The sequence below is a fragment of the Roseateles sp. GW821-FHT09G03 genome (genome assembly GCF_059416045.1).
The window spans coordinates 284,312-310,671 of sequence record NZ_JBWKOK010000007.1 but is presented as its reverse complement, the minus strand read 5'-3'; the positions used below and the strand labels follow the sequence as shown (position 1 = coordinate 310,671).

Below are 26,360 nucleotides of genomic sequence, written 5' to 3'. Positions count from 1 at the left end.
GCCAGCAGCATTGAGAGTGCGCGAATCCGAGCAAGCTCTTCCCTAATCGGGAGTTCGAAGCATCGCAACAGGCGCCATGTTTTTAGGACTCGCGTTTGACTCGCAACATGAGGACGAACGCCATGGCACCGAGACCTGCGGCGTGAAGCATCACAAATGACCAGGACGTCATGTCGACCAAAGCGCCGAGAATGGCGGGCATCGCTGTGGATCCCAGGGCCGCCGCGATCCCGTAGATGCCGGTGTACGCGCCGAGCACACGCGCCGATGGTGCGAGGTTCCACATGATCACGATCCCGTTAACCGCAAAGGCTGCATAGCCCACTGCTGATACTGCGACGCCGACGGCCGTGCCTAGATAGGTCTTTTCGAAGTACGCGACGAGGCTGCCGAGCACGAACACGGCGACGCCCAGGCGGCAGATCAATAGTCGGTTGCCTCTGTCCGAGATCAATGCGAGGGGGAACGCTACGAGCATGAAGGCGATGCCACCTGGGAACGATACCGAGCCCGCCTGGCCCCGCGTAAGCCCGAGCACCTCCATCGCATAGGGCGTCATCTGAGATCGCATTGCCGACCACGTGCCCGCCACAGCGAAGACGCCGACGATCAAGGCCACTCGACTGCGATCCGGATCCCGCAATATGTCGCCGATCAATGCCCTGAATGAGGCAGGCTCGCGATCGACGGTTCCCTCTATCGCCGGCTCCGCCGCTGCGGTTCGAGCGTAGGCGCCGCGTTCGTCGAGTCCGAAGCAGGCCACATAGATGCCGACGACGAGAATCACGGCGGGTACCGCAAACGCCAGTTGGACACGCGAGTCCACGAGCAGATAGCTCAGGCTGGCGCTGACCGCGACGGTGATGGCCGTGGCCATCTTCGCGATCGCGGTGGCCTTCCCTCGATGGCGGGGTGGCTGGAAGTCCGGGATCAACGACTCCGTCACCGCCTTGAAGCAGTTCGCCACCAGCGCGAACGACACCATGCAGGCGACAAGTGTTGGGAAGGAACCAGCCCACGGAATCAGCGCGAAGAACAGTGCCGCGATGGGTGCTCCCACCAGGAGGTAGGGCACTCTCCGTCCCCAACGCGTGTTGGTCCGGTCGGAGAGGTGCGCGACCCATGGCTGCAGGAACAAACCCATCAGGTTGTCCATGCCCATGAGTACACCGATCAGCATTGCGCTAGTCGTGTAGGCGCGCAGCGCGGCGGGAACCTGCGCGTCATAGAAGTTCCAGGCGGCTTCCTGGGAGAAGACCGCCAGGGCGATCAGGAGCGCCGGCATTTTCCGGAAGCGTGGTTCCGGTTCCGCGTGACCCATCATCACCCTAGGCTTCTCTGTCGAGCTCGACGGCATCAGAACTTGTAGCCCAAGCTGGCCGTCGCGAAGTCCATGTCCTTGCGGATGTTGAACTGGCCACCGCGGCTGATCGCGTAGGTGAGGTTCGCGTAGACGTTGCGACCGAAGTCCGCATCGAGCGACAGACGCACGGACTTTCGCCCTTCGATGAAGGCGTAGTCATAAGACCAGCCCTTTACGTCCTGCCCGAAGATCAACGCGGGGCGGAGCTTGATGCCGCTACCGCCGACATCCTCGTACTCCATCCCCACGTGAAGGCGATAAGCCCATGCGGTCGAGGTGACGTAGCCATCGTTCGTCGCGCATGCCGCCGGCGTCGGACACACGCCTGCGCTTTCCGGACGCATGTAGCGGCGAACGCTCACGTCCGGCAGATCCATCACGTACTTGACTGACGCCTCGAAGCCCACCTGAGCCTTCTTGCTGCCCCACAGGCCCGGAAACTCCTTGAGCATGCCGGACTGCAGCTGCATGACCTTAAAGCGGTCATAGCCATGAAAGAGCGTGCCGTTCGGGGTTGACCGTGCGTCCGCGCCCAGCGGCCCCTGACCCGCCAGGAATGCATTCAGGATGTCTGTCGTGTTGAGCTGGAGCGGCTGGTCATAGGTGATGGTGAACTCATTGAGCCAGGCAAGGTTCATCGAAGGCACTCGCGTGGCAGTTGTGAATGCCAGCAGCTTCTTGTCCTCGGGGCGCTCCATCACGTAGGTCGACCCTGCAGTCGGGCCGAGCCCGCTGCCCTTGAGGACGTCCGTAAAGGAGTTGCGAGAGTGATACTTTGCGGCGAAAACGCCGAAGCGCGTGCCGATGTCGCGGACGAGGTAGCTTGCGCCCAGGCCGAACTGGTCAGGGCGATCCTTGGCATCGATATCTGCACTTCGGGGCGTGAAGATTCGCCTTGCAACATTTTGCTGTTCGCTCAGCACGTTGCTGTAGAAAACCCGGTCGCAACCCGGCGCAGAGTAGTCGTTGGTCGAGGTGAAGGTGCCGCATCCGGCCTGGACGGCGTTTTCTGGTTTGAGCTGCCAGAACGCGTCCACTCGCAGCTCCTGTGTCACATTCCAGCGCGCAGTGGCTGCCCAGACTGGAACCACGCCTTCATTTGACAGGGAACCGGGGCGCGCGGCCGCGGCAGAGTTGCGCGTCTCCAGATCACGTAGTCCGCCGTTGAAGCTGAAGCCACGCTCGCGCTCCAACGACATCTTGCCCAAGCGGAGCTCGGCTTTTCCGCCGGCGATCTCCGTCGAATCGGAGACGTAGGCGTTCAGAATCTGTGCGCCTTTGAAGCGCGCTCCCGGTTCGAAGCCCTTGTCGGACAGCGGCGTGTTGGGCACATAGCCGTTTGCGTTGTTGCCGTGCAGGACATCGCTATGCAGTTGAGCGTCGTCGTACCAAGCGTAGGCTTCCAGACCTACGCCCCAGCCGGATCGATGTTTCGCCTTGAACTCGGTATTGAACTTGGCGACGCGGCTGAACGCATCGCCACTTGCGTAGTTCAAATCCGAATCATCGCTGTTGCTGGACCCGCCAGGTGTCAGTGTTGAGCGCTGCTTGCTCGTCCGAATGCCCGTGCCGATCGTAGCGATGTTGGTCCAGCTGAGGGTCCAGTCCTTACCGTCTCGTTCGCGTCCGGGACCTTGGGGTGGTTGTGCCAGCTCTCCCGGCCGCGTGAGTTCCTGGGTAGCCTGATCCTGCGCGTGAACGCCTTGCGTGGCTGCAAGCACACCAATGGCCAGCGCGATGCTTTTGAGTTGATGGTTCATCGTTGTCTCCTGTCTATTCGATCTTTTTCTCTGCTTCTTTTGCTTTCTACGAAATCCGAGGTGTTTTGGTGCGTGGGGCAGTGCTCCTCAATTGGGATGTGGACGACGATTGACTGGCGAGAAGAACCCGCCGGAATCAGAACCAGTGCATGTAGGTGAGGTTGAACTTGGCGCGGGAAGACCGTTCCACCAGCGGGCTGTCGCTGATCCCGGATCCGTCATGAAGCGCGCTGATGCCAACGAGGATCTGGTCGTTGGCGCTGAAGGCGTAGCGAGTCCGGAGCCCGATTTCGACGCCGGTCGATGCCCGTCCGAGGTACTCTGGCCGGTCGGCTCGCGCTTCCTGCGCACGAACGCCGTAGTAGTAGTCGACGTACTTGTCGCTGTACCAATTCGCTGCGATCCAAGGCGTGAGCTGAAGTCGGCGCGTCAGGTCGAACGGCGTCGACACGGCCAGGCGCAAACGCTGACCGTGCGTGCGCGAGTCACTCAACCACTCGCTTTCCAGGCGCCCCCAAGAGGCCTCATAGCTAGCACCCAAGCCTGCCCAGACAGCTCCTTTGCGCGTTTCGACGCCGGCGAGGTACTGGGAGTCGCTGGGCTTCAGCGGATCGCGCAAGTCAACGCCAAGTCGAACGGAAATCGAGAAGTCCTTCTGTCCCGCCAGGCGTAAAGACAGGGAGTTGCCGCGCAGCTGCACTGTCGATCCTTCGTACAAAGGCAGAGGGGCGATCGATGTGCGGCTGCCTGCGCCGCGATAGGGCGACTGTTCTACCGTCGCGGATCCTGCAACACCCCATCGGCCGGCAGGATCAGAGGGCTGGGATTGCGCCAGCGCCTGATGGTTTGCGGCGAGCATGGCGACCAACGAGGCGGCGAACGTGGCGGAGTGAACGGGGCTCTTGATGGGGGAACGCATGTCAATGACTTGGACGAGAAGAACTGGAATGGACGGAAGGCCGGCTGCCTGCGGACAGTGACCGTGTGAGAGGGGCGTCTTCGATCTCCTCATAAGCGCGCCCCAGCGTCTTGGGGCCGAACAGCACCGTGACGACTGTGCAGACGGTCATGGACGCGGCCAGCACCAGGAATACGCCCTTGGAGCCGTCGCTCACCAGCACCGAGGCGATGAGGTAGCTGCTCAGCGCCGTCGCGAGGCGATCGAACGAGTAGATGAAGGCGACAGCCCGCGCTCGCATCTCGGTGGGGAAGAGCTCGCTGCGATAGGTGTGCGTAGCGGTCGAGTTGATCTCTGCAAACAAGGTGAGGAAGAAGCCCAGCACGATCCAGGCCGCCGGCGTCGTCTGCGTGGAGAACGCGATTGCGATCAAGGCAACAAGGGGGCCAGTGAGCGAGATCTGCCACTTACGCTCGACGCGGTCGGCGAAGAGGGCCGACAGCAGTGGGCCGAGCGGGTATGCCAGACTGATCGCCGCTGCGTAAAGCAGCGACTTGGTCAGCGTTGCTCCTTCGTGCTCAAGGAGCGTGGGGGCCCAGTGAGCGAATCCGTAGAAGGCGATCGACGAAGCCGGTGCCGCGATTAGGAGGTACAGGAACCGGGCGCGATGCGGCCGCCGTAGCAAGGCGCCATAGCCACCTGGTCTGTTCGTCGATGGGGCGTCGGCCGATATTGCGTTGTCGCCGGATCTGGCTGCGCCGTCAGCGGGTTCATCGCGGGCGTGTGGCGGCATGAGCACATGCCCTCGCGCGAGCGCATCTTGCTCGAGCTGTTCAACGATCTTTTCCGCAGCCTTCGTGTGACCCTGGGCCGCCAGCCACCGAGGCGATTCGGGCAGGCCTCGACGCATCAGCATTACCGCGACCGCGCCCACGCCCGGTGACATGGCCAACCAGCGCCAGCCGTCCATTCCAAGCCATTGGTGGGGACCGAAGAAATGCGCGAGTGCGCCACCGATGGGGATCGCCAGCATCTGCAGGGACTTGCTCATCGCGAACACGCGTCCACGCCCGGCCTTCGGCGTGACCTCGGCAAGGAAGCAATCGAGCACGACGAGCTCGACGCCGAGAGCGATGCCGGCCAGCCCGCGCCAGAGGCACACACCGAGACTGGACTCCTGCAGACCCATCATGACGGTGGCGACTGCATACGCCGCCATCGAGCCCATGAAGGCGCGCTTGCGACTGATGCGATCCCCGACTGCCGAGTACCCGAGCGCGCCGACGTAGAGCCCCAGCATCGTCACGAAGGCGAAGGTGGCTTGGTCGGGCAATCCGAAGAGTCCGCCCGTTCCATTCCTGAAGACGCCGGCCTTGACCAGCAACGGGCTCATGAGCGCCGTGAAGGCCAGGTCGTAGACTTCGAAGAAGCCGCCGAGCGACAGACGCGCCACCCAGTTCCACAGGAGTGGTGTGCGCGGAAGGCGGTCCAGTCTGGCCGAGATCGCGTCGGCGCTCGCGCGGCCGAGCGCGGCGCCGCTCATGGGATCTGGATGCTCAGCAGCGGCACGTACTGCTGTCCGCCGTAGCAGTCGCTGTCGCCCGGCTCGCATTGGAAGACGGGGCGCGGCATCGAGATCTTCAGCGCCAATGCGCTCTCGTGATAGACGATCACGATGTCCTCTTCGCGCACCCCGTAGATCTTCGCGAGCATCTCCGGCTTGAACACGTCGGCGGCTTTGGCGCGAGCGAAGTCCGCAGAAGTCCTGAACATCGCGTCGAAGGTCAGCGAGAACGGACCGGCATTCTTCGAACGCACGAGCGAGCACAAGTCCAAAAGGGTCGTCATGCCGCCACCTCCATCAGTTCTGTGCGGAACATCTCCAGCGGTGAATCAGGCACCGCCACATGGTTGAGGCTGAACCGATAGCTCGGCCCACGCTCCATCTCCGGCGGGGAGAAGGGATAGGCAATGGTGCTGACGATTCCTTCGTACTGAGGGATGGGCAGGTGCGAACTCACGTGCGCGACCATCGAGGCGATCTTGGTGGCCAGGACTTGGCTGGGCGCCGTGACGGTGATCAGCACGCCCACTTCCCAGGGCAGCTCGCCGCGGCGGGGCTCCGCGACGCCCAGCACCGTGTCGCGGCCATACAAGCGGTAGTTGATGTCGTAGGAGCCGGCTGGCACGCTGTCGCCGAAGAGATCCTTGATGCGCTCGTCGAAATATGCGCGTGCTCGCGGCAGCAGTTGGTCCAGTGCCCGCACGATGAGCGGATCCCGGATGCCACCGACGATGACCGTCTGGTACCCCGCCAGGTACGCGCCCTCGAGCTTGACCGTGTATTCCGTCGCTTTGTCGAAGCGCGAGCCTGCGACGCGCACCGAGCGGTCGTCGATGGCCGCGTAGGTCGCGAACTGCGTGTTGATTGCCCCCGAAGGCTCGGTTAGCACATACGGATTGGCGTTCTCGTAGAGGGTATGTGCGGCGATGCCGCGCGGCGTGCAGCGCGCTTGAAGGTCCAAGGGCTCGATGTCGAAGTACTTGTCCTCCAGCGTGGCGAACATGCCGTCGGCCGCAGGCACTACGGCGCAGGCCGCGCCGCATTCCAGCGTCTTGGCCGCGTGCCACACGAGCCCCTCGTCCGCTCCGTGCATCGTCGGCCAGGCGGCGAAGAGGGCCGAGTCGCTGGCTCGCCCGGCGAGCACAATGTCCGCGCCCTCACGCAGCGCTTCCTGAATGGGCTCCACCCCCATCATCCCCACAACATGACTTGCGTCCCAGACATCCGCAGGGAGCGACGGCGCGGGGCTCAGCGCACGGATACGACCTTGCGCCTGACGTAGCTTCAGATACTTCGCGTCCTGGTCGGACTTGATGGTCGCCAAGCGGAACTTGAGCTTTTCTTCCCGTGCGATCTCTTGCGCAATCTCAACCATCCAGTCGACACCGACGTCCCGCCCGCTTGTGCCGCAGGACCCGATGATCAGCGGCACGTCCAGCGCGTCACGCGCGTTCATCAGCAGGCGAAGGTCCCGCTTGCAGGCTTCCCGCGACAGCTTCGGTTTGCCTGAGCCCAACGCCGAAGGACCGGAGTCCGTTGATCCTGCGTCGCATGCGATGAAGTGCGGCCTGAGTTCGACACCGCGTCTCAGCGACTCCACCTTGAATCCCGTGCCCAGACAACCGTTGCCGGCCATCATCCTGATCTGCGCCATCTGTCTTCCTCAGTTTGGTGACCCGTCTTCGTCCGGATCTTTGTTTACATTGACTAAAGATGATCAATGTGTACTAGCGGAACGGATTTTGAGGACGCTGCCTGGGAGTAGTCAATCTTGATTTCTGGCATCAATCTGGGCGGGCGTCATTCGCTCGCCAGTGGGCGTTCGCTGAAAGGGAAGTCCTCGCTTAACATGCGTGAAAACAATCAACGTGGCGACCCATGAGCGAAACTGAGAAGCTCTACATGACCGCGGAGGAGGCTGCCGGCGCGCTTGGTGTGACGATGCCCACTCTGTACGCCTACGTGAGCCGCAAGCAGGTGCGCTCCGAGCGCGTGGCCGGATCGCGCAGCCGCAAGTACTGGCGAGCGGATGTCGAGAAGCTGTGCGGCATCGCTCCGACCCTGGTACGCACGGAACCCGCGGCGCCGCAGATTTTTTCCGAGTCTTCAATCACGCTGATCACTCAAGGCGGCCTGTACTACCGAGGACAGGACGCCATCGCGCTGTCGCGACAGGCCACCATCGAATCGCTCGCCGCTTTGCTTTGGCAGATCGACGAGGACGCTTTGTTCTCGCAGCCTCTGCTGGACGTCGACGGCACCTGGCCAGCGCTGCGCGACAAGTTCGCCGAGGTGGGGGCGGCCGAGCGGCTGATCGGGCTCTTTCCGCTCCTGGAGCGGGCCGATCCGCGCTCGTACGACCTCTCGGCCGTTGGAATCGCGCGCACCGGCGCGGATGTGCTGCGCTGGACCGCCACGCTTGCGGTGAACTCGCCCGAACTCGCACGAGGGCCGATCCATGAGTTCCTGGCACGTGTGCTCAAGGCGCCGCCCGGTTACGCGGAGGTGATCCGGACCTTGCTGATGCTCTCGGCCGACCACGAGTTCGACCCGATCACCTTGGCCGTGCGGGCCGTGGCGAATGTCGGCGTCACGCCCTATCAAGCCGTCATCGTCGGCCTCATCGCATCGCAAGGGCAGCGCTTCCAGGCTGAACGGTACGGCTCATGTGCGCAATTCCTCACCGAGATCCTGACCGAAAAGAGCGCAAGCGCCGCGGTCGCTCGCCGGCTGCGACATGGGCAATCTCTGCCGGGCTTTTCCGGAAATGCGGAGCGCGGCGATCCTCGAACCGCCGCCTTGCTTCAAGTGCTCGGCGTGGTCGGCGCTGGCGACGACATGCTTGACCGGCTCTTGGAAGCGCGACGCACGGCGCAGGAGGCTCGTGGGCTTGAGATGGAGTTCATCCTCCCCGCGCTTTTCGTGGGACGGAGGCTAGGTCTGATAGGCGATGAACTCGCGATCTCGGCGATCGGGCGGACCGTGGGCTGGATCGCTCACGCTATCGAGCAATACCTCCGCCACTCCTTGGTGCGCCCCAGCGCGACCTACGTCGGCTTGCTGCCCTGAGTGCGGCTCGCTGCCTCTGGATCGGGACTCGTCAGTCCGTTGTCATCGTCAGCACAATCCTGAATTTGGCATTGCCCGACTTCAATCGGTCGTAAGCCTGCTGAGCTTGTTCGAGCGGCATCACCTCGATCATGGGACGAGCGCCAACCAAGACGCTGAAGTCCAAGGCCTTCTCCGTCTCGTATGGCGTGCCGGTGATCGAGCCCACCAGACTTCTCTCTCCGACAACCAGTTGGCCTAAAGAGACTGGCAGAGGATCCTTGCCTGCGCCGAGGACAACCAGACGGCCCTGAGGAAGGAGGGTGCCCATCAACGACGCCACCATGCGGGCGTTTGCGATCGTGGCAACGATCGCTTGCACGCCGCCCAGCTTGTGAAGTTCATTGATTGCGTCATCGGCGTCGACGTCCAGGTAGTGATGCGCGCCTAGCGATAGCGCTTCTTGCCCGATGTCGAGGCCGCGGCCGACCGCAACCACGCGAAAGCCCATGCGGCGCGCGTACTGCAGCGCCATGTGGCCCAGGCCGCCGATGCCGAGGATCACCACCGTATCGCCAGCCTGCGCGCCTGACTTTTTGAGCGCGTTGAAGGTGGCGATGCCAGCGCACAGGAGGGGCGCAGCCTCTTCAGACCCCAGCTCCTCAGGGATGGAAACGAGGCCGGTGGCCCGTGCCACCATCATTTCCGCGTATCCGCCGTCGCTGCTGGCGCCCACGAAGACCTGCCGTTCGCAGAGCTGGAACTGCCCACGACGACATTGCCTGCAAGCGTTGCAGTGACCGCCGAGTCGACCCACGCCGACCCGTTGCCCCATCTGCCAGGGCTCCGGGACGTCGACGCCCATGCCCACGATCCGCCCGACGACTTCGTGTCCTGGGATGCGGGGCTGTTGCTCGCCGGGACGGACCTGCTCGATGTCGCCCACGTCGGCGCCGCATAAACCGCAGGCTTCCACGCGAAGCAAGACTTCCCCAGGGCCGGGGACGGGAGTAAGACGTTCCACGAGCTCCAGCCGGCCAGGCTGGCTGACCTGCATCGCGCGATAGGTCTTAGATTCTTTCATGTCCGTTTTCTCCAGGAACTGCGACCGCGCGATCGGTCGGAACGTCGATGAGGAACTTCGGGAAGCGACTGCGCGTCGAAGTCGTATTCGCTCACGCCTGCTGCTCCCTCGAAGCGAGGAGGGATGACAAGACGGAGTCTTCTGAACTCAGGATCAAGCGCACGGCCCGGTCGGCCGCGTCGACGGCGCCGGCGATGTAGCCGGAGAACTCCGGCGACCATTCGCTCGCCGCGCCAACGATCTTTCGGTGCCAGACACCTGCGTCGGCGACTGAAGCGGGAGCCCCGGAGTGACCCTGCGCCGTATCGTCGTCAGCAGTCGCTGTGAACTTCTCCCGCGTCCAGTCCTGCAGCCACTCGACGCGTGGCTGAGCTGCGCGCGAGCCGAAGAGGCGAACCAACTGAGCCCGGCAGGCCTCGACAACGTAATGCTGGCCGACCTTGTTACGCACCTGGGCGGGCAGTCCGACGAAGCCGAAGAGCGCCGCACTTCCCCCCGGCATGGATGCATCATGGATCTCCCCCATCGGCCCCACCATGCTCTGCGCCGATCCCGCCAAACCGTCTTCCTGCCAGAACGGTGTGTCGAATACGGCCATGTACTTCGCGTGAGGTGCCATCCACGTTGGCGTGTTCAGCCACGCTTGCTCCAGTTGCGTAGGTAGCGGGGGAAAGAAGTCAATCGATGCGGCCGCCATCCGCGGCGGCACGGCCAGGATGACCCGATCAGCGATCACGTCCATCGCCTGGCCACGCGCGGAAATCTGCAGCTGCACGCCGTCTTGCTGGGACTTCAGTCGCGACACCGAATGACCAGTCAACACCCGGTCCGGGTCTAGTTGCGAGGCCAGAGCATCCGTCAAAGACGCCATGCCGCCCAGCAGTCGCATCGAGGCGGGCGACGACGGGTAGCCGCCCACGCGAACGGGCGGGACCTGGCGCGAGCGCTCAAGGAGCCAGACGCCCCGATCGGGTTGAGCGAACGAGCCGAGGCCCAGTTCCTGAATCAGCTGATGGAGCTGTGGCTGAAGCGTGGGCCAGTACCAGGTCGCTCCAAGGTCGAAGCGATCCTTGGCGCCGGGTCCGCTTTCTAGGCTGTGAGGTGATCGCAAGGGCAGCGCCGGCGCTGTCCGGGACAGGATCCGCCCGCCGACAGTGTCCCGAGCCTCAAGGAGCAAGTAGTCGATGCCCAGACGTTCGAGTTGTCGGGCCGCGAACAGGCCCGCCAGGCCGCCGCCGACGATAGCGACTGGTGTGTGCGTCATGGCTTGACCTCCGTGCCTCTAGAAGGCAGCTCGTCAATCGAGCCATCCGTATTGGGGATAGGCCCGGTCTTGAGATAGGCAAGGAGGCCGTCCTGGCCCGCACGAAGGTCGGCGTACACGCCGGCTGGCAAGCGAAGCCAAGTCTGGGGAGGAAGAGGCTGGCTCCCCATCAGTAGCGTGCCCTTGAGGACGAAGATCTCCGCGCCTGGGACCGGCTCTGGAAGCAAGGCGCTCTGAGTGGCAAGCTCGATGAGGTTCACGCACTCCTCGCCGCGCCGATACAGCGCACAGGCGGAGCGGTCTACTGCGTGAGTCCAGCGGCTGGGATCGCGCGTGTCGATACGGACGGTCTCGTCATCGGCCGATGCCATCTGCCAGAGCTTGACCAGGATCAGGGCACCATCCACGCTGCGCGGCTGATGGGCCGAACCTGGCGGGTTGCGAAGATACCAACCCGCGGGGTAGTCACCGGTCTCATCCGAGAAGGTGCCCTCCAGCACGAGGATCTCTTCGCCACCCGGATGCTGGTGCTTCGGAAAGTCCGAAGCCTTGGCGTACCGCACGAGACTGGTTGCGCGCGCGCGTTCCGCACCTACCCGGTCCAGCATCACCCGCGATACGCCTCGTTGCGGAGATGGTGTCCAACGGTGCTTGTCCGGCGTGACGAGCGCTGGTTGATCGAAGTCAGGATTCACGAGCATGCGTTGCTCCGATGTCGGCAGGGCGCACCGACCACAGCCGACGACGTCGGCGGTGGAACGCGGTGCTCAAGCGATGGCTGATGTGTCGACGGTGGCGTCTCAGCGATACGCCAGCGCGTCATGCGCTTCCAGCACGCGCGCGGTGTAGGTCAGGGCCGCGCCGGCGTTGAGCGCAATCGCCACGCCCAGGGCTTCCGCAATTTCTTCGCGCGTGGCACCGTGGGACACGGCGGCCTTGGTGTGGACCGCGATACACCCGTCGCAGCGTGTCGTCACGGCCACGGCCAGCGCGATCAATTCATGCATCTTCGGCTCCAGATGCCCGGTCTTTTGGGCGCCGCCGTCCATGGTCTGCAGGCCCTTCATCACGTCGGGGCTCAGCTTGGCGTAGTCGCCAACCTTGCTCAGGAGATCGGTCCGGTAGGAGTTCCAGTCTTGCATCATGGTGGTGTTCGCTTTCAAGTCTTCGCGCGCATATCCGCGTCGCGCCGGTCAGTAGAGTGCCTGGATTCGTGCATAGAAAAACTACACGGCAGGCTGTGGGATTCGGAGAGGCTGTAGCAGCCCGTTGGCCTGCCTCCTGCGATGTACGTCATCTTCATTGCGATGAGCGAAAGCCGCAAAGCTGTTAATCTTTGCTAATTCAAAAGAAAAACTATCTGCAAGAGATGAAGTCCCCAATCTTCCTGAACGCTCTGAAGGCCTTCGAGGCGGCCGCGCGGCATGGGAGCTTCGCCGCTGCAAGCGCGGAGCTGAACGTGACCCCAGCGGCCGTCGGTCAACTGGTGCGAGGTCTTGAAGACTTGTTGGGAACTCCGCTGTTCCTGCGCGCGACGAGCGGGCGCGCAAGGCTTGTGCTGACGGATGCGGCTCGCCGCGCGCTTCCGGACATTCAGGCCGGCTTTGACAAGCTTGCTCTGGGCATGGAGGTGCTGCGGGATGCATCGCATTCGGGCGTGCTGACGGTGACGGTCAGCCCCGCCTTTGCCGCCAAGTGGCTGCTGCCTCGCATAGAGAGGTTCCAAGCGGCGTGGCCAGACACCGATGTCCGTCTCGAGACCAGTCACAAGTCCGTCGACTTCCTGGCGCAAGGCATCGATATCGGGGTGCGCTACGGGGCAGGCGCTTGGTCAGGCCTGACCTCGGAGAAGCTCATGGGCGAGGAGATGTATCCGGTGTGCTCGCCTGAGTACTTGCGCCAGCATCCCTTGGAGGGCCCTCACGACTTGTCAGGTTCGGCGTTGATTCACGATCTGTCGCTCGAAGGCATCGACGGTGCCCTGTCTTGGGACGATTGGCTCAGGCTGACAGGCGTGTCTGCGACCTCGCGAAAACGAGGCTTGCGCATCAACAACTCCGCCGCGGTAATACAGGCGGCCAGCGAAGGGCACGGCGTAGCGTTGGCCCGCAGCGTCATGGCCCAAGACGATCTGGTCGCGGGCCGCTTGGTGCGCCTGTTCCCCGACGTCACCTGCAGTTCGGCTTTGGCGTACTTTGTCGTCTATCGGCCTGAATGCGCAGCCTCACCTCGCTTGCAGGCCTTCCGGGATTGGCTTCTGTCTGAAGCGAAAGGCGCACGGAAGAGAAAGTGACGGCGAAGTGGGTGGCGTCAGACCTTTAAGGTCTCCAGCAAAGCAGCTGCCACCCCACTCGGCTGAACGCCTCCCATCGCCCCCCGACCCACCAGCATCGATCCTTCCATGGCGCTGATCCACAGCGCCGCGAGGCTCTTGGCTGACTGCCCCTTGCGAAGTTGGTCCTTGTCGTGCCCGCCAGCGATGACGCGCTCAAGCCATTCCCGATTGATATCGAAGAATCGACGTACCTCGGCCCTGAGCTCATCGGGGAGGGAGTCGGCCTCCGCGCCCAACATGCCGCAGATGCAAAGCCGCCGGTCCTCCGCGAACGTTCTGCCGAATATCTCGGCATGTGCCTTTAGCCGCTCGACAGCACTTCGATGGCTGCGCTCGATCTGCACCAGCTGCTCGTTGTAGCGGTGGATGTAGCGTTGCGTCATCACCATCACCAGCTCGAGCTTGGTCTTGAAATGATGATGAATGCTCGGTTTGCGCAGGTCCACGCGCTGCGAAATGTGCTCGAAAGAGACGCCGTTGAAGCCGAGGTGCTGCACGAGATCCTGCGCGGCATCGACGATGCGTTCAGCTGCAGGGGTCAGGTCAGCGAAGTGCTTCATGGTGGCGAGAGATCCGTAGGACAATTTTCGAGTTGGCATTGTGCCGGAGCGCGTGGGACACTTGGCTGCCTCAAGCCTGGTTGCGGCCCGCCATCACACCGCCATCCACATCCCACACGGCGCCGGTGACCCAGTCCGCCTTGTCCGAGAGAAGGAAGGAGATTGTCTCGGCGACGTCGCGCGGCGTGCCCACCCGCCCGATCGGGTGGAAGCTATTGAAACCCTGCAGCGCGCCGTGGACCTGCTCCTTCGGGATGAAGCCTTCGTAGATCGGCGTCTGCACGACTGCAGGCGACACCGCGTTGACTCGGATGCCGTACTGCGACAGCTCCATCGCCAGATGCTGGGTCAACGAGTGCAGGCCGGCCTTCGCCATGGAGTAGGCCGACGAAGGCGTCGCCTGGATGGATTGCTTGGCCCACATCGAGCCGATGTTGACGATGGCACCCTTGCGGCCGGCCGCCACCATGTGCTTCACGACACGCTGCGTCACGAAGAAGAACGCGCGGTTGAAGTTTTGGTACATGTCGTAGTCGCTGCCTGTGTGCTCCAAGAACGGCTTCGGGAAGAACACGCCCGCGGCGTTCACGATCAAGTCGATGTCCTTGTGACCGGCGTCGATCTCCGCCAACAGGGCTTGCACGCCGGCGTCCGTCGTCAGATCGGCCGTGATCGCGGCGACTTGGCCCAGGATTGCCAGCTCCCGGCGAGCCTGTTCGCTCTTGTCTTGGTGGTGACCAACGATTACTGCGCTGCCTCCTTGTTCAAGGACCACGCGTGCCGATTCGAGGCCCATGCCGCTCGTGCCGCCGACCACCAGAACCTTCTTGCCTTCGAACGTCTTGCTCATCATCAGACTCCAAACCTACTAGTTTGTAGGTATACGTGAAAAAATAAATGAAGGCCGCAGCCTCATGCTCTGTCAGTCGACAAACCGACTAATCGGTAGGTATTATGAAGTTCTGATTAAACGGATGTCGAGCGCCGCGCGGTGAGACCCGCTCGCTAGCGGGGCGAATCTGAGCGACCAAGCGCAGCGAGGGGAGTCTCTGGCAGCGCCGAGTCTTGGCGACATTGCCCACGTTCCTCAACTTGTTCGCGCTGCCGGCGCGTCCAGCGCCTCGCCGCCGCATCTCTTCGCAACACGAAGCTGAGATCAACCGGCAGGGTCGACTTCTTGCGACGCTCACATCGCCTAGCCACTTGGACGAGCAGCGCGCGGACACGGCCCAGGTTCAGGAGAGTCCGAGGCCATCCGCAAACGTCCCCCAGAGCCGTACTCTTCACTCGGAACGAGTGACGAAGGCGACGCGCTCATCGAGCCGGGTCAGTTGGCCTGAAGCAACTTTCAGCTGCCGTGCGATTGCTGCGATCCCGACAGTGCAGCGGGTACGCATCTGTCCTGAACGGATTCAGTCCTGGGGCGATAGCGGCCATCGCCGGACTGGACTTGGCTTCGACGTTAGGCGAAATCTCGAAGCCGAAAATCATGCCTTTGGCGGGATGCAGTTCAGAGCTTCTTACTGAGGAAGTCCGACTCCGAGAGCGTGAAACGCCACGGGAGGTGCTGCGCTTTTGAGATGCCGATGCGCGCGCCGCAGTTGACAACTGACGCAACGTCTGGAGGCACGAGGACGAACGGCGGCTCGTCAATCCGCCGATGGTCCAACGCGCCAGTGATGCCCAAGGCCTGTGCCAGCTTTCCAGGACCCGAGCAAAGGTTGCGCAGACTCTCAACACGGCGTCTGGCTCGCATGACCTCGATACCGTGCGTCGGTTCAATGGCCCGGAGGAGTACGGCCGCGCCATGCCCAGCTTTTCGGCACACGATATTGAAGCACCAGTGCAGCCCATACGACCGGTACACGTACGTGGTGCCCGGCGGCCCGAACATGGCTCCGTTGCGCGGTGTCATCCCGCGAAAGCTATGTGACGCCTCGTCATCAACGTCGTACGCTTCAGTTTCGACGATGCGCCCGCCAATACCGTCGACCAAAAGTGTGCACCCAATCAAGGCCTGCGCCACAGCGACCGGTGGCGCCGAAAAGTTGACGAGGTCGGCACAGCGGAGGCGGGGTCGTGTCGAACTCATAGCAACCTGTGACGTGGGGTGCTGCGGAGCTTAAGACGAGATGGACATGGCGGTTGCGATGGCAGATGGCAGAGCGATTGCGCATGCCGTTCCGATACGCCTCAAACTCCTCAGGCTCGGATATTGCCAGTTGGCTTTCGGCCTGATCGCTCAAGGCACGTCTGAGCATCTCGCTTCATCTCGTGTTCCCTTCCAGCCATCGCCAGGAGTCAAGATGCCTTCTACCACCACTGCCCGAAGCACCGCCGTCCGCAAATCCTCGACGAAGGCTTCGCCGCGCACGCCGGACGCCGTGTCGTTGCTTCGTGCCGACCACAAGAAGGTCAGCGAACTCTTCGACCAGTTCGAGAAGGCGCGATCGACCGCCAAGAAGCGCCAGCTGGTTGCGCAAATCTGCCAGGAACTTACCGTCCACGCCCAGGTGGAGGAGGAGATCTTCTATCCCGAGGTGCAAGCTGCACTGCGCGACAAGGAACTCGTTCCGGAGGCCAAGGTCGAGCATCAGAGCGTCAAGGACTTGATCGCCGCCGTCGAAGGCGTCGAGCCCTATGGCGAGGACTATGACGCCAAGGTCAAGGTCATGAGCGAATGGGTGAAGCATCACGTGAAGGAAGAGCAGAACGAGATGTTCCCCAAGGCGAAGGAGTCGAAACTTGATCTGGTGGAATTGGGGCAACGCCTCCAGAGCCGCAAGGACGAGTTGCTGGCTCAATATCCGACGTCGCACTGAGACACGTCGCGGTACCGGTGGGGAGTCTGGCCATGGCGCCGGCGGCGAATCGCGAGATCGACCACCAGGTCGCCAGCGGCACGGGGATGCCCCGCTCCCGCAAGGTGCTCTTGCTGGTCGATTTCATAAACCCATTGGCCTTCGACGGGGCGGAAGACATTGCTGAGGCCGCCGTGGAAGCCGCGAGGGCCACGGCGCGTCTGAAGAAGCAGTTTCACCACGACGGCGCCTGCGTCATCTACGTCAACGACAACTTCGGGCAATGGCGTTCGGACGTCAGCACCTTGTTGACGGAGTGCAAGAGGATGGGCGGCGCTGCGGCGGAGCTTGCCCGTCTGCTTGCGCCATCCGGGGTGGACCTGATGATCCTCAAGCCCCGACATTCCGGCTTTTACGCCACGCCACTGGATCTCCTCCTGGATCAGCTTGGCGCGAAGGACCTGATCATCACCGGCCTGGCGACGGACTACTGCGTGAAGTGCACGGCGATGGACGCCTACGTGCGAGGCTATCGCGTCGCGGTGCCCAGCGACTGCACCGCGGCAGAGTCGGCAGCGCGCAAAGAGGGCGCGCTTGCCTGGATGAAAGACGTGCTCAAGGCGCGCGTGAGGCCTTCGCGGGCTTGATCTACTTGCGCTTGAGGATGCTGATGCTGCCGTCGCTTTCAAGCACGCCCATGTGCATCTCTTCCAGATCGCAGTCCGCTTCGCGGAGTGCCTTCTCGACATCCGCGGTGCCGATTCGGTGACGCCGAAGCTCTCTGTCGAACCAAGTCCCGTCGCGACCGATGAGTACCGGGGAGCCTTCAAGCCACCCTTCCAAGCGCTTGCTTCGTGATCCCAAGAAACCGATGAAGGCGTTCATCGCAATCAGGGTGGCAGCCAGGATCCAGGCGCCCGCGACGGAGTCCTCCCCGCCGCTCAGTCCGTTGCTGACAGCTTCGCTGAGGAGCATCACCACTAGCAGATCGAACGGGGTGAACTGCCCGATGGTCCGCTTGCCCGACAGCCTGACCATCACCAGCAGGGCCAGGTAGATGAGCGCGGCGCGAGTCAACAGTTCCCACCATGCAATGTGCAGTTCAAACATCGTCGGCTCCAGTGTTCCATCCCCGGTGCTGGGCGGGAGTCAGCGGTTACTTGGGAGGCTTGATCTCCTGGCGATACGTACCGATCAGCTCGCCCTTTCCGAGGACATGCCCCTTCGCGGCGGCCAGCACGTCGTCGCGACTTGCTCCCAAGGGAAGCTGGAGCAGCGTGTCAAGCGCAAGGAGCTGGAAGTGGTAGTGATGCGGAGGATCCCCAACGGGAGGCCGAGGGCCGTAGTAGCCGACGGAGCCACGGCTGGTGGCCCCTTGCATCAAACCCGGGGGCTCGGTGAGCCGTTCCTGCTCCTGCAGACCCTCGGGCAACGCGGTCACGTCGGCTGGGATGTTCCAGGCGACCCAATGGACGAACGGCGTGATCGGCTTGGCGTCGGGGTCTTCGACGATCAGGACGTAGCTCCTCGCGCCCGGCACGGCTTTCCAGGTCAGCGCCGGCGACACGCCGTCCGCGTACTCACTGTGCTTCGAAGGAATGGCTGCGTTCGGAGCGAATGAGGACGATGTGAGTTCGATGGAGGATGAACCCCTCGACGCCGTTTCGGCGCGATCCCTTGCGAGAGGAACGCCGATTCCGCGCTGCGCCTGACGCTTCATCTCGTCCGCAGGAGTTTTCATCGCCGGCGCAGGCGCGGCGCTTCCCTCGTAAGCCACGCGGTAGATGACGCCGTTTGCATCATCGGCCATCAGCATCGCTCCGTCCTTGGCCCATGCCAGTCCGACCGGACGCGCAATGTGGGTGCGGCCCCGGTCGGTCAGGAACCCCGTGACGAAGGGCTCAAAGCGCTGGGGCTTGCCATCCGCGAATCGGACACGAACGATCTCATAGCCTGAAGCTTCCTTGCGGTTCCACGAGCCGCGCATGGTCACGAAGGCGTCGCCCGCGAATTCGGCGGGGAAACGGCCGCCGCCTTTGGCGAAGATCATCTGCATCGGCGCCGCGTGAGCCTTGTAGCCCAACACCATCGGAACGCTGTCCGCCTTCCACTGGGCCTTGGTGACTTCGCCTGCTGGAGTGCTCTGCGGATTGATGCCGCCGTCGCCCCAGACATGCGGCCAACCGTAGCGCTTGCCCTGTTCGATGCGGTTGAGTTCCTCGGGCTGCACCTCGTCGCCCAGGAAGTCGATGCCGTGGTCCATGCCCCATAGCTCGCCGGTAGCGGGATGCCAGTCGAAACCGATCGTGTTGCGCAGGCCGCTGGCCACGATCACGCGGCTCTGGCCATCCGGCGAGGCCCGCAGGATCGTCGCATTCTCGGGGTTACTCTCATTGCACGCATTGCAGGTCGAGCCCGCGGTGATGTAGAGCATGCCGTCCGGCCCGAACCCGATGGTCCGGTTCGGATGCTGCCCTGAGTCCGGGAGGTCTCCGACGATCAACTTGAGATCGCCGACTCGGCCGTCCGCTAGCAGGGGGGCCATGAAGATCTCCTTGACCGTCGCCACGTACAGCCTCCCTTCATGGATGGCCAAGCCATGCGCGCCCGCGCGATCGAGCACCTTGACCGCCGGACCGTCTGCCACGCCATCGCCGTCTCTATCCTCCAGCATGACGACGTCGCCGGTGTCGCGCCGGCTGACGTAGATACGCCCGTCCGGTGCGACCGCGATGATCCGCGCGTTCTTGAGGTTGCGTGCAAAGACGGAAACCTTGAAGCCGCGTGGCGCCTTGAGGCTCGCTACACGAGCCTCCGTGGCTTCCACCTTGTCGGGTTTGAAGACATGAGTTCGGATGGGGACGTCGGTCCCATCTCCCTGCTGTGCCCTGGCACTCAGGGACATGACGGCGCCGACCAGAAGCAGGAGTGCGCGTGAATTCGAAGTCATATTGGCATCCGTCTGAAGTAGGTGGCAGAGGTGTGGCGAAGGGAGGCAACAAAACGGCAGGCTGCGTTCCTGCGAAGGCAAGACGCTGGAGATGCACGGCGCCCTAGCGCATGCATCGTCATGCCGACTTTCGGTAAGCCCACTCGCCAAGCTGCCTCAATTGCTCGCAGGCGATGGGCTTGCGCACGTGAAGGTCGAAGCCTGCGGCCGAAGTCAGCACGCGATCTGCATCGCTTCCACGCCCGGTGAGCGCGACGAGTTTGGGGTTCTCAGGCTGCGCTAACGCGCGAATGCATGCCGCGATCTCGAAGCCGCTCACCTCTGGCATGTCCAGGTCTAGCAGCACCATGCCGACGGTACGCTGGCCCTGCACATTTGAATGCCCGCGGACCGGGCAGATGCCTGCGCCGGGCTTGCCGATGTTGCCGCGTAGGAGCAACAGGTTGGACACCATCTGCACATTGAGCACGCCCTCGCGGTGCTGCGTCAGTCCCATGCCGTAGACGGCGATGACAGCCTTGACATTGGCGTACGTGCCGGCCGCCTGCTCCAGATCCGCACGAGCCAGGCCTGACTCGAGCTCGATGTCTTCCCACGTCATCGCCCTCATGCTGGCGGCGAAGTCGTCGAAGTTGTGCGTGTGCTCGGCAATAAACCCGGCGTCGAGCACGCGTGGATGACCCCCGGCAACGGCCTCGTCGTCCGACTCGATCAGCACCTTGCACAGCCCGGAGATCGCCGCCAGGTCTCCGCCCGGGCGCAGCTGCAGGTACTGCGTGCTGATCTGCGTGTGACCCGGCAGCAGCATGTCGCGCGGAGACTGCGGGTTATCGAAGGCGACCAGGCCGCTTTCGCGCAGCGGATTGAAGGTGACGATGGGCACGTCGCGGCGGCGGGCGTCTTGCAGGTCGTGCAGCATCCGCGGGCTGTTCACGCCGACGTTCTGTCCGAAGAAGAAGATCGCCTCCGTCTGCGCGAAGTCTTCGAGGTAGACCGTGCCCACAGGCGAACCGATGGTCTTCGGCAGGCCGACGGAGGTGCTCTCATGGCACATGTTCGAGCTGTCGGGCAGGTTGTTGTGGCCGTAGACCCTCGCGAACAGCTGGTACAGGTAGGACGCTTCCAGCGAAGCTCGGCCGGAGGCATAGAACACCGCCGACTCCGGAGACAGCCGCCTCAGTTCCGAGCCGATTTCCGCAAACGCTTCGTCCCATCCGACCTCTACATAGCGATCCGACGCGGCGTCGTAGCGCAGGGGCGCGGTGAGCCGCCCCCCGGCTTCCAGCTCGTGATCGGACCAGCCTTCGAGCTCAGTCAGGGTGTGCTGGGCGAAGAAGGCCGGCGGCCGGCGTTTGTTCGTCATCTCCCACGCCGTGGCCTTGGCGCCGTTCTCGCAGAATTCGGCGGCGTGCGGGGACCTCGGCTTGGCCCACGCACAACTGACGCACATGAAGCCGTCGGCCTTGTTCTGCTTCAGCAACGCCGCGGCACCGGTAACCGGAACTCCCTCCTGCGCCAGGATTTTCGTGACGGCCTTCAGAGAGCCCCAACCGCCGCTGCTGGGTGGTGGTTCGTCGATGTCGGTGGGGTGTGCCGAGGTGCGGTGTTCGTTCTGCATGCTCACGGCTTGGCAGAGCACATGCCCAGAACGCCAGCGGCACATTGGAAGGCGGGAGGCGGTCTTGCCAACAGGGTCCGACGTCCATTTGGAGAGCACGTATGCAAACCCAAGCCGACCCCGTGGTCAGCCAGGCAGGACCGGCATCCACCGGCGCACGCATCCCGATCCGGCTTGAGCTGAACGGCCGCCCGTTCGACATCGAGATCGATCCCTGGGTCACGCTGCTGGACCTGCTGCGCGAGCATGCGGACCTGACCGGCGTCAAGAAGGGCTGCGACCACGGCCAATGCGGCGCCTGCACCGTGCTGCTCGAAGGCAAGCGCGTGAACAGCTGCCTGATGCTGGCGGTGGTCGCGGACGGCGCAAAGATCACCACGATCGAGGGCCTGGCGGCGGCGGACGGCACGCTCGACCCCTTGCAGCAGGCTTTCATCGACCATGACGCCTTCCAATGCGGCTACTGCACGCCGGGCCAGATCTGCTCCGCACGTGCGCTGATCAGCGAAGGCCGCGCGCAGTGTCGCGACGACGTACGGGAGCTGATGAGCGGCAATCTGTGCCGCTGCGGCGCCTACTCCAACATCACAGACGCCATCGTCGATGTGATGCAGCTGCGGCCGCAGCCACAGTCACAGCCACGGAAGGCCGCGCCATGATCCGCTTCGACTACGCGCGCGCAACGGACGTGGCCGAAGCCGTTCGCGCCGGGGCTGCCGAGCGCACCCGATTCCTCGCCGGCGGCACGAACCTGGTCGACCTGATGAAGGAGAACGTGGAGCGGCCGCTGCACGTCGTCGACATCAATCGGCTCGCGCTCAAGGACATCGAGGACCGTGACGACGGCGGTCTGCGGTTGGGCGCTCTCGCCACGAACGCCGATACGGCGTACGACGCGCGGGTGCAGTCGCGCTACCCGTTGCTCGCCTCGGCCATCCTGGCCGGTGCCAGCCCGCAGCTGCGCAACGTCGCCACCAACGGCGGCAACCTCAACCAGCGCACGCGCTGCTACTACTTCTACGACACGGCGACGCCCTGCAACAAGCGCGAGCCGGGCAGCGGCTGCAGCGCCATCGGCGGCGTCACACGCATCCATGCGATCCTGGGCGCGAGCAATCACTGCATCGCCACGCATCCTTCCGACTTGTGCGTTGCGCTCGCGGCTCTTGAGGCCGAAGTTCAGGTTACCGGCCCGGCCGGGGAACGAACCATCCCGTTGAGCGACTACCACCGCCTGCCAGGCGACGCACCGGAGCGCGACAACACGCTGGCACCCGGGGAGCTCGTCACCGCGATCGACCTGCCTGCCGAAGGGTTCGCGGATCACTACACGTATCTGAAGCTGCGCGACCGGCTGTCGTACGCGTTCGCGCTCGTATCGGTGGCCGTGGGTCTGACACTGGAAGACGACGGGACCATCGGAGACGCGCGGGTGGCGCTGGGAGGGGTGGCGCACAAGCCGTGGCGAAGCGCCGAAGCGGAGACGCTGCTTCAGGGCGCCGCGCCTTCCGAAGGGATATTCCGCGCCGCCGCCGAGACCTTGCTGAAAGGCGCGGTGGGCCAGGGCGGCAACGACTTCAAGATCGAACTCGCCCGGCGAGCCATCATGAGGGCGTTGAAGCAGGCGGCCGACGGTACGCCGCAATCGCAGACCGACAAGCGTGTTCGCTGAGGAGCCGCCATGACCACCGACATCCTCCTTCCGAACCAGACCAACAAAGGTCACATCGGCGATCCGCTCAGCCGCGTCGACGGACACGTCAAAGTCAGCGGGGCCGCGCGTTACGCCGCCGAGTACACGACGCCCGGCCTGCTTTACGGCTGGGTGGTCTCCAGTCCCATCGCCAAGGGGCGCGTGACCGCAATCGATGATGCCGCCGCCCGCGCCATTCCCGGCGTGGTCGACGTCATCACGCATGAGAACCGTCCCCACCTGGCGTGGCTGGACCACAGCTACGCCGACATGGTGTCCGTGCCCGGCTCGCCTTTTCGCGCGCTGTACGACGACAAGATCATGTTCAGCGCGCAGCCACTCGCCCTGGTGGTGGCTGAGTCGCTCGAAGCGGCGCGGGACGCTGCGGCCCTTGTCCGCATCGACTGCGAGGCAGAACCGCACAACACCGATCTGCGCGTGGCGATGAAGGACAAGTTCGAGCCGAAGAAGAAGCGCAGCACTTTCGAGGCCCCCAAGTCGCGCGGCGACGCGCCGGTGGCCTACGAGCAGGCGGCGCTCAAGCATCGGGCCGAGTACCACCTGGGCACCCATCATCACAATCCGATGGAGATGCATGCCACCACCGTGTTCTGGCATGGCGACGGCAAGATCACGGTCCACGACAAGACCCAGGGCGCGCAAAACGTGCAGGGCTACCTCGCATCGGTCTTCGGCTTCTCGAAGAAGGACGTGCGCGTGCTCAACCCGTACGTGGGCGGCGCGTTCGGCTCGGGGTTGCGGCCGCAGTACCAAGTGTTTCTCGCCACGCTGGCGGCCAAGAAGCTTGAACGCTCAGTGCGCGTGGTACTGACTCGCCAGCAGATGTTCAGCCACGTGCATCGTCCGGAAGCGGTGCAGACCGTGGCGCTCGCGACGGATCATGACGGCCGCTTGCAGGCCATCATCAACGACGCGACCACACCGACTTCGCGCTTCGAGCACTACATGGAGGTCGTGTGCAATTGGGGACTGATGGCCTACGCCTGTGACAACGCCAGCGGCGAGTACACGCTGGCCGAGGTCGATACCTACACGCCCGGCGACATGCGCGCGCCCGGCGCCGCCACAGGCATGACCTTGTTCGAGATCGCGATGGACGAGATGGCCTTCGAGGCCGGCATCGATCCGCTGGAATTCCGACGGCTGAACTACGCCGAGAAGAACGCGATGAACGACACCCCCTACACCTCGAAGGCGTTGCGGGAGGCGTACAACCGCGGCTCGGCGGCGATCGGCTGGAAGGATAGACCCCTCGCACCGCGCGCCACGAAAGAAGGCCACGAGCTGGTCGGCTGGGGCATGGCGACCGGCATGTGGGATGCGATGTTCATGAAGACGGCGGCCACCGTGACGCTGCTGGCCGATGGCACGCTGCAGGTGGCCAATGCCGGCGCGGACATCGGTACCGGCACCTACACGGTAATGACCCAGGTGGCCGCGGAGACGCTCGGGGTGCCGGTGTCGAAGATCAAGGCGACGCTGGGCGACAGCGAGCTGTCGGCCGCGCCCGTCGAAGGCGGATCCTGGGGCGCCGCGTCTACCGGCGCCGCAGTGCAGTTGGCTTGCGAATCGATGGCCAAGCAGCTGCTGAAGGCCGCAGCGAAGATGGACGGCAGCGTGCTTCACGGCGCCGGATTCGATGACGTCGAGTTCCGCGACGGCGTCATTCGACTCAAGGCTGACCCATCAAAGCAGGTCAGTCTGACCGAGGCGCTTGCGGCCACCGGCAAGGATCGCCTCGAAGTCGAAGAGACCGCCAAGCCAGGCCCGATGGACCTGATCAGCACGATGCGCAAATCGCGCAACACGCACAGCGCGGTGTTTGCGGAGGTCAAGGTCGACGAAGAACTGGGCGTCGTACGCATCACGCGAGTGGTGTGCGCCGTGGCGGCGGGCCGCGTCATCAACCCCAAGACTGCGCGCAGCCAGATCCTGGGTGGCGTGGTGATGGGCATCGGCATGGCCCTGCATGAGGAGACGCTGACCGACCACCGCTTCGGCCGGTTCATGAACCACAGCTTCGCCGAGTACCACGTGCCTGTGAATGCGGACATCGGCTCGATCGAAGTGATCTTCGTCGACGAGCCGGATCCAGAGGTGACACCGCTGGGCGTGAAGGGCCTTGGCGAGATCGGCATCGTCGGCACGGCCGCCGCGGTGGCGAACGCGATCTTCCATGCGACCGGCAAGCGCATGCGATCGCTTCCCGTGACGATCGACAAGCTGCTTTGAACACCGACCCAGGAGCATGACCTTGAGCCAACACCTGAAGCCGCCTGTCCCGTTCAGTCCCGACGTCGAAACCATTCCCGACGACGAGGCCGAGACCATCGCCGAACTCAACGAGACAATGGGAAAGATTCGCCAGACCACGTTCGAGAACAGTGGTCACGCGATGCGCAGCGTCCACGCCAAGAGCCATGGCTACCTTGTGGGAGAAATGACGATCGAGCCGGGGCTGGCGCCCGAGTTTGCGCAGGGTCTGTTTTCCGGCACCGGAAGTCATCCGGTGCTGATGCGCTTCTCGACCAACCCCGGCGACATCCTCGACGACAAGGTGTCGGTGCCGCGTGGCTTGGCGATCAAGGTGCTGGACGTGGACGGTCCACAGTTGTCCGGGCAGGGTACGACCCAGAATTTCGTGCTGGCCAACGGACCGGCGTTCACCGTCCCAACGCCGAAGAAGTTTCTGCAGAACCTGAAGCTCTTGGCTAAGACCACAGACAAGGGTGAAGGCGCGAAGATCGCGCTGTCGGCCACGTTGCAGGCGGTTGAGAAGGTGGTCGAGGCCTTCGGTGGCAAGAGCGGCACGCTCGTGTCGCTGGGCGGTCATGCTGAGACAAACGTGCTTGGCGAAAGCTACTTCAGCCAGGTGCCGCTGCGCTTCGGCGACTACATCGCGAAGCTCTCCGTGGTGCCGGTCTCCAGCGGGCTGACTGCGCTGACCGACGCGAAGGTCGACCTCAAGGACAAGCCGGACGGCCTCCGGCAGGCGGTGGTCGACTTCTTCGAAGCGAACGGCGGTCAGTGGGCGGTCAAGGTGCAGCTGTGTCGCGACCTGGAGGCCATGCCGATCGAGGACGCTTCGGCGGAGTGGTCCGAAGAGGACAGTCCGTATGTGACCGTGGCGACGATCACCGTGCAAGCTCAGCCGGCGTGGACCGAGACGCGCGCAACCGCCGTCGACGACGGCATGCTTTTCAGTCCCTGGCGCGGGCTCGTGGCACACCAACCGGTTGGCGGGGTGATGCGCTCGCGCAAGAGCGTGTACGAGAAATCGGCGGAGTTCCGTGCGGCTCGAAATGGTCGTCCTGTGGAGGAGCCCACCTCTTTGATGGGCCTGCCGATTTGAGCGAAATGGAATGGCGCTGGACGATCGCGCCATCCTGCCCAGTGACGCG

General features: G+C 63.7%; 24 protein-coding genes. 8 read left to right on the top strand and 16 right to left on the bottom strand.

What is annotated here, in order from left to right; all coding sequences use genetic code 11:
* Positions 1-82 precede the first annotated feature (82 nt).
* From AC07OZ_RS24360 to AC07OZ_RS24335, 6 genes are all read right to left on the bottom strand, one after another.
* Positions 83-1,285, bottom strand: coding sequence for an MFS transporter (locus AC07OZ_RS24360; protein WP_495469655.1), 1,203 nt, complete (start codon positions 1,283-1,285; stop codon positions 83-85).
* 71 nt (positions 1,286-1,356) lie between these two features.
* Positions 1,357-3,123, bottom strand: a complete 1,767-nt coding sequence (locus AC07OZ_RS24355; protein WP_495469654.1) for a DUF1302 domain-containing protein — start codon at positions 3,121-3,123, stop codon at positions 1,357-1,359.
* A gap of 136 nt (positions 3,124-3,259) precedes the next feature.
* Positions 3,260-4,042, bottom strand: a complete 783-nt coding sequence (locus AC07OZ_RS24350; protein ID WP_495469653.1) for a MipA/OmpV family protein — start codon at positions 4,040-4,042, stop codon at positions 3,260-3,262.
* A 1-nt stretch (position 4,043) separates the two neighbouring features.
* The gene (locus AC07OZ_RS24345) at positions 4,044-5,564 is read right to left on the bottom strand and encodes an MFS transporter (RefSeq protein ID WP_495469652.1); all 1,521 of its coding nucleotides are present in this window, start codon (positions 5,562-5,564) and stop codon (positions 4,044-4,046) included.
* Positions 5,561-5,869 (bottom strand): DUF4387 domain-containing protein, encoded by a 309-nt coding sequence (locus tag AC07OZ_RS24340; RefSeq protein WP_495469651.1) that lies wholly within the window; start codon positions 5,867-5,869, stop codon positions 5,561-5,563. Before AC07OZ_RS24340 ends, AC07OZ_RS24345 begins: the two co-directional genes overlap by 4 nt.
* Positions 5,866-7,239, bottom strand: a complete 1,374-nt coding sequence (locus AC07OZ_RS24335) for an acyclic terpene utilization AtuA family protein (protein ID WP_495469650.1) — start codon at positions 7,237-7,239, stop codon at positions 5,866-5,868. The genes AC07OZ_RS24340 and AC07OZ_RS24335 overlap by 4 nt, the downstream gene beginning before the upstream one ends.
* A 224-nt stretch (positions 7,240-7,463) precedes the next feature.
* Here AC07OZ_RS24335 and AC07OZ_RS24330 point away from each other — a divergent pair, with 224 nt between their 5' ends.
* Entirely contained in the window at positions 7,464-8,654 is a 1,191-nt protein-coding gene (locus AC07OZ_RS24330) for a citrate/2-methylcitrate synthase (RefSeq protein ID WP_495469649.1), read from the top strand.
* Between the two features lie 31 nt (positions 8,655-8,685).
* Here AC07OZ_RS24330 and AC07OZ_RS24325 read toward each other — a convergent pair whose 3' ends face one another.
* The 4 genes from AC07OZ_RS24325 to AC07OZ_RS24310 all read right to left on the bottom strand — a co-directional run bounded on the left by AC07OZ_RS24325 (position 8,686) and on the right by AC07OZ_RS24310 (position 12,126).
* Positions 8,686-9,717, bottom strand: a complete 1,032-nt coding sequence (locus tag AC07OZ_RS24325) for a zinc-binding dehydrogenase (protein WP_495469648.1) — start codon at positions 9,715-9,717, stop codon at positions 8,686-8,688.
* A gap of 91 nt (positions 9,718-9,808) precedes the next feature.
* Positions 9,809-10,981, bottom strand: a complete 1,173-nt coding sequence (locus tag AC07OZ_RS24320; protein WP_495469647.1) for a flavin monoamine oxidase family protein — start codon at positions 10,979-10,981, stop codon at positions 9,809-9,811.
* A complete protein-coding gene (locus AC07OZ_RS24315) occupies positions 10,978-11,682 on the bottom strand; it encodes a cupin domain-containing protein (protein ID WP_495469646.1) in 705 nt (234 codons plus the stop codon). The genes AC07OZ_RS24320 and AC07OZ_RS24315 overlap by 4 nt, the downstream gene beginning before the upstream one ends.
* Before the next feature lie 99 nt (positions 11,683-11,781).
* Entirely contained in the window at positions 11,782-12,126 is a 345-nt protein-coding gene (locus AC07OZ_RS24310; RefSeq protein ID WP_495469645.1) for a carboxymuconolactone decarboxylase family protein, read from the bottom strand.
* 224 nt (positions 12,127-12,350) lie between these two features.
* Between AC07OZ_RS24310 and gcvA the strand changes: the two genes are divergently transcribed.
* Positions 12,351-13,274 carry a transcriptional regulator GcvA gene (gene gcvA / locus AC07OZ_RS24305; protein ID WP_495469644.1) on the top strand — a complete coding sequence of 308 codons (924 nt, stop codon included), beginning with the start codon at positions 12,351-12,353 and terminating at the stop codon, positions 13,272-13,274.
* A 17-nt stretch (positions 13,275-13,291) separates the two neighbouring features.
* Here gcvA and AC07OZ_RS24300 read toward each other — a convergent pair whose 3' ends face one another.
* The 3 genes from AC07OZ_RS24300 to AC07OZ_RS24290 form a co-directional block, all read right to left on the bottom strand.
* Complete coding sequence (locus AC07OZ_RS24300; protein ID WP_495469643.1) at positions 13,292-13,876, bottom strand: TetR/AcrR family transcriptional regulator; 585 nt, start codon at positions 13,874-13,876, stop codon at positions 13,292-13,294.
* A gap of 70 nt (positions 13,877-13,946) precedes the next feature.
* Positions 13,947-14,726, bottom strand: a complete 780-nt coding sequence (locus AC07OZ_RS24295) for an SDR family NAD(P)-dependent oxidoreductase (RefSeq protein WP_495469642.1) — start codon at positions 14,724-14,726, stop codon at positions 13,947-13,949.
* Between the two features lie 660 nt (positions 14,727-15,386).
* Positions 15,387-15,968 (bottom strand): DNA-3-methyladenine glycosylase, encoded by a 582-nt coding sequence (locus AC07OZ_RS24290; protein WP_495469641.1) that lies wholly within the window; start codon positions 15,966-15,968, stop codon positions 15,387-15,389.
* A 46-nt stretch (positions 15,969-16,014) separates the two neighbouring features.
* Here AC07OZ_RS24290 and AC07OZ_RS24285 point away from each other — a divergent pair, with 46 nt between their 5' ends.
* The gene (locus AC07OZ_RS24285; protein WP_495469640.1) at positions 16,015-16,698 is read left to right on the top strand and encodes a hemerythrin domain-containing protein; all 684 of its coding nucleotides are present in this window, start codon (positions 16,015-16,017) and stop codon (positions 16,696-16,698) included.
* Between the two features lie 32 nt (positions 16,699-16,730).
* Positions 16,731-17,324, top strand: a complete 594-nt coding sequence (locus tag AC07OZ_RS24280) for a cysteine hydrolase family protein (RefSeq protein ID WP_495469639.1) — start codon at positions 16,731-16,733, stop codon at positions 17,322-17,324.
* 1 nt (position 17,325) lies between these two features.
* Here AC07OZ_RS24280 and AC07OZ_RS24275 read toward each other — a convergent pair whose 3' ends face one another.
* The 3 genes from AC07OZ_RS24275 to AC07OZ_RS24265 all read right to left on the bottom strand — a co-directional run bounded on the left by AC07OZ_RS24275 (position 17,326) and on the right by AC07OZ_RS24265 (position 21,245).
* On the bottom strand, positions 17,326-17,787 hold the full coding sequence (locus AC07OZ_RS24275; protein WP_495469638.1) for a DUF421 domain-containing protein: 462 nt from the start codon (positions 17,785-17,787) through the stop codon (positions 17,326-17,328).
* 46 nt (positions 17,788-17,833) lie between these two features.
* Complete coding sequence (locus AC07OZ_RS24270) at positions 17,834-19,627, bottom strand: YbhB/YbcL family Raf kinase inhibitor-like protein (protein ID WP_495469637.1); 1,794 nt, start codon at positions 19,625-19,627, stop codon at positions 17,834-17,836.
* A gap of 118 nt (positions 19,628-19,745) precedes the next feature.
* Positions 19,746-21,245 carry a molybdopterin-dependent oxidoreductase gene (locus AC07OZ_RS24265; RefSeq protein ID WP_495469636.1) on the bottom strand — a complete coding sequence of 500 codons (1,500 nt, stop codon included), beginning with the start codon at positions 21,243-21,245 and terminating at the stop codon, positions 19,746-19,748.
* Between the two features lie 101 nt (positions 21,246-21,346).
* Between AC07OZ_RS24265 and AC07OZ_RS24260 the strand changes: the two genes are divergently transcribed.
* Genes AC07OZ_RS24260 through AC07OZ_RS24245 form a run of 4 tightly spaced genes read left to right on the top strand, consistent with a single transcriptional unit; the run spans position 21,347 to position 26,311 of the window.
* Positions 21,347-21,904 carry a (2Fe-2S)-binding protein gene (locus tag AC07OZ_RS24260; RefSeq protein ID WP_495469635.1) on the top strand — a complete coding sequence of 186 codons (558 nt, stop codon included), beginning with the start codon at positions 21,347-21,349 and terminating at the stop codon, positions 21,902-21,904.
* Complete coding sequence (locus AC07OZ_RS24255) at positions 21,901-22,917, top strand: FAD binding domain-containing protein (protein ID WP_495469634.1); 1,017 nt, start codon at positions 21,901-21,903, stop codon at positions 22,915-22,917. The genes AC07OZ_RS24260 and AC07OZ_RS24255 overlap by 4 nt, the downstream gene beginning before the upstream one ends.
* Before the next feature lie 9 nt (positions 22,918-22,926).
* Entirely contained in the window at positions 22,927-25,191 is a 2,265-nt protein-coding gene (locus tag AC07OZ_RS24250) for a xanthine dehydrogenase family protein molybdopterin-binding subunit (RefSeq protein ID WP_495469633.1), read from the top strand.
* Positions 25,192-25,207: 16 nt separating this feature from the next.
* A complete protein-coding gene (locus AC07OZ_RS24245) occupies positions 25,208-26,311 on the top strand; it encodes a catalase family protein (protein ID WP_495469632.1) in 1,104 nt (367 codons plus the stop codon).
* The last annotated feature ends 49 nt before the right edge of the window (positions 26,312-26,360 follow it).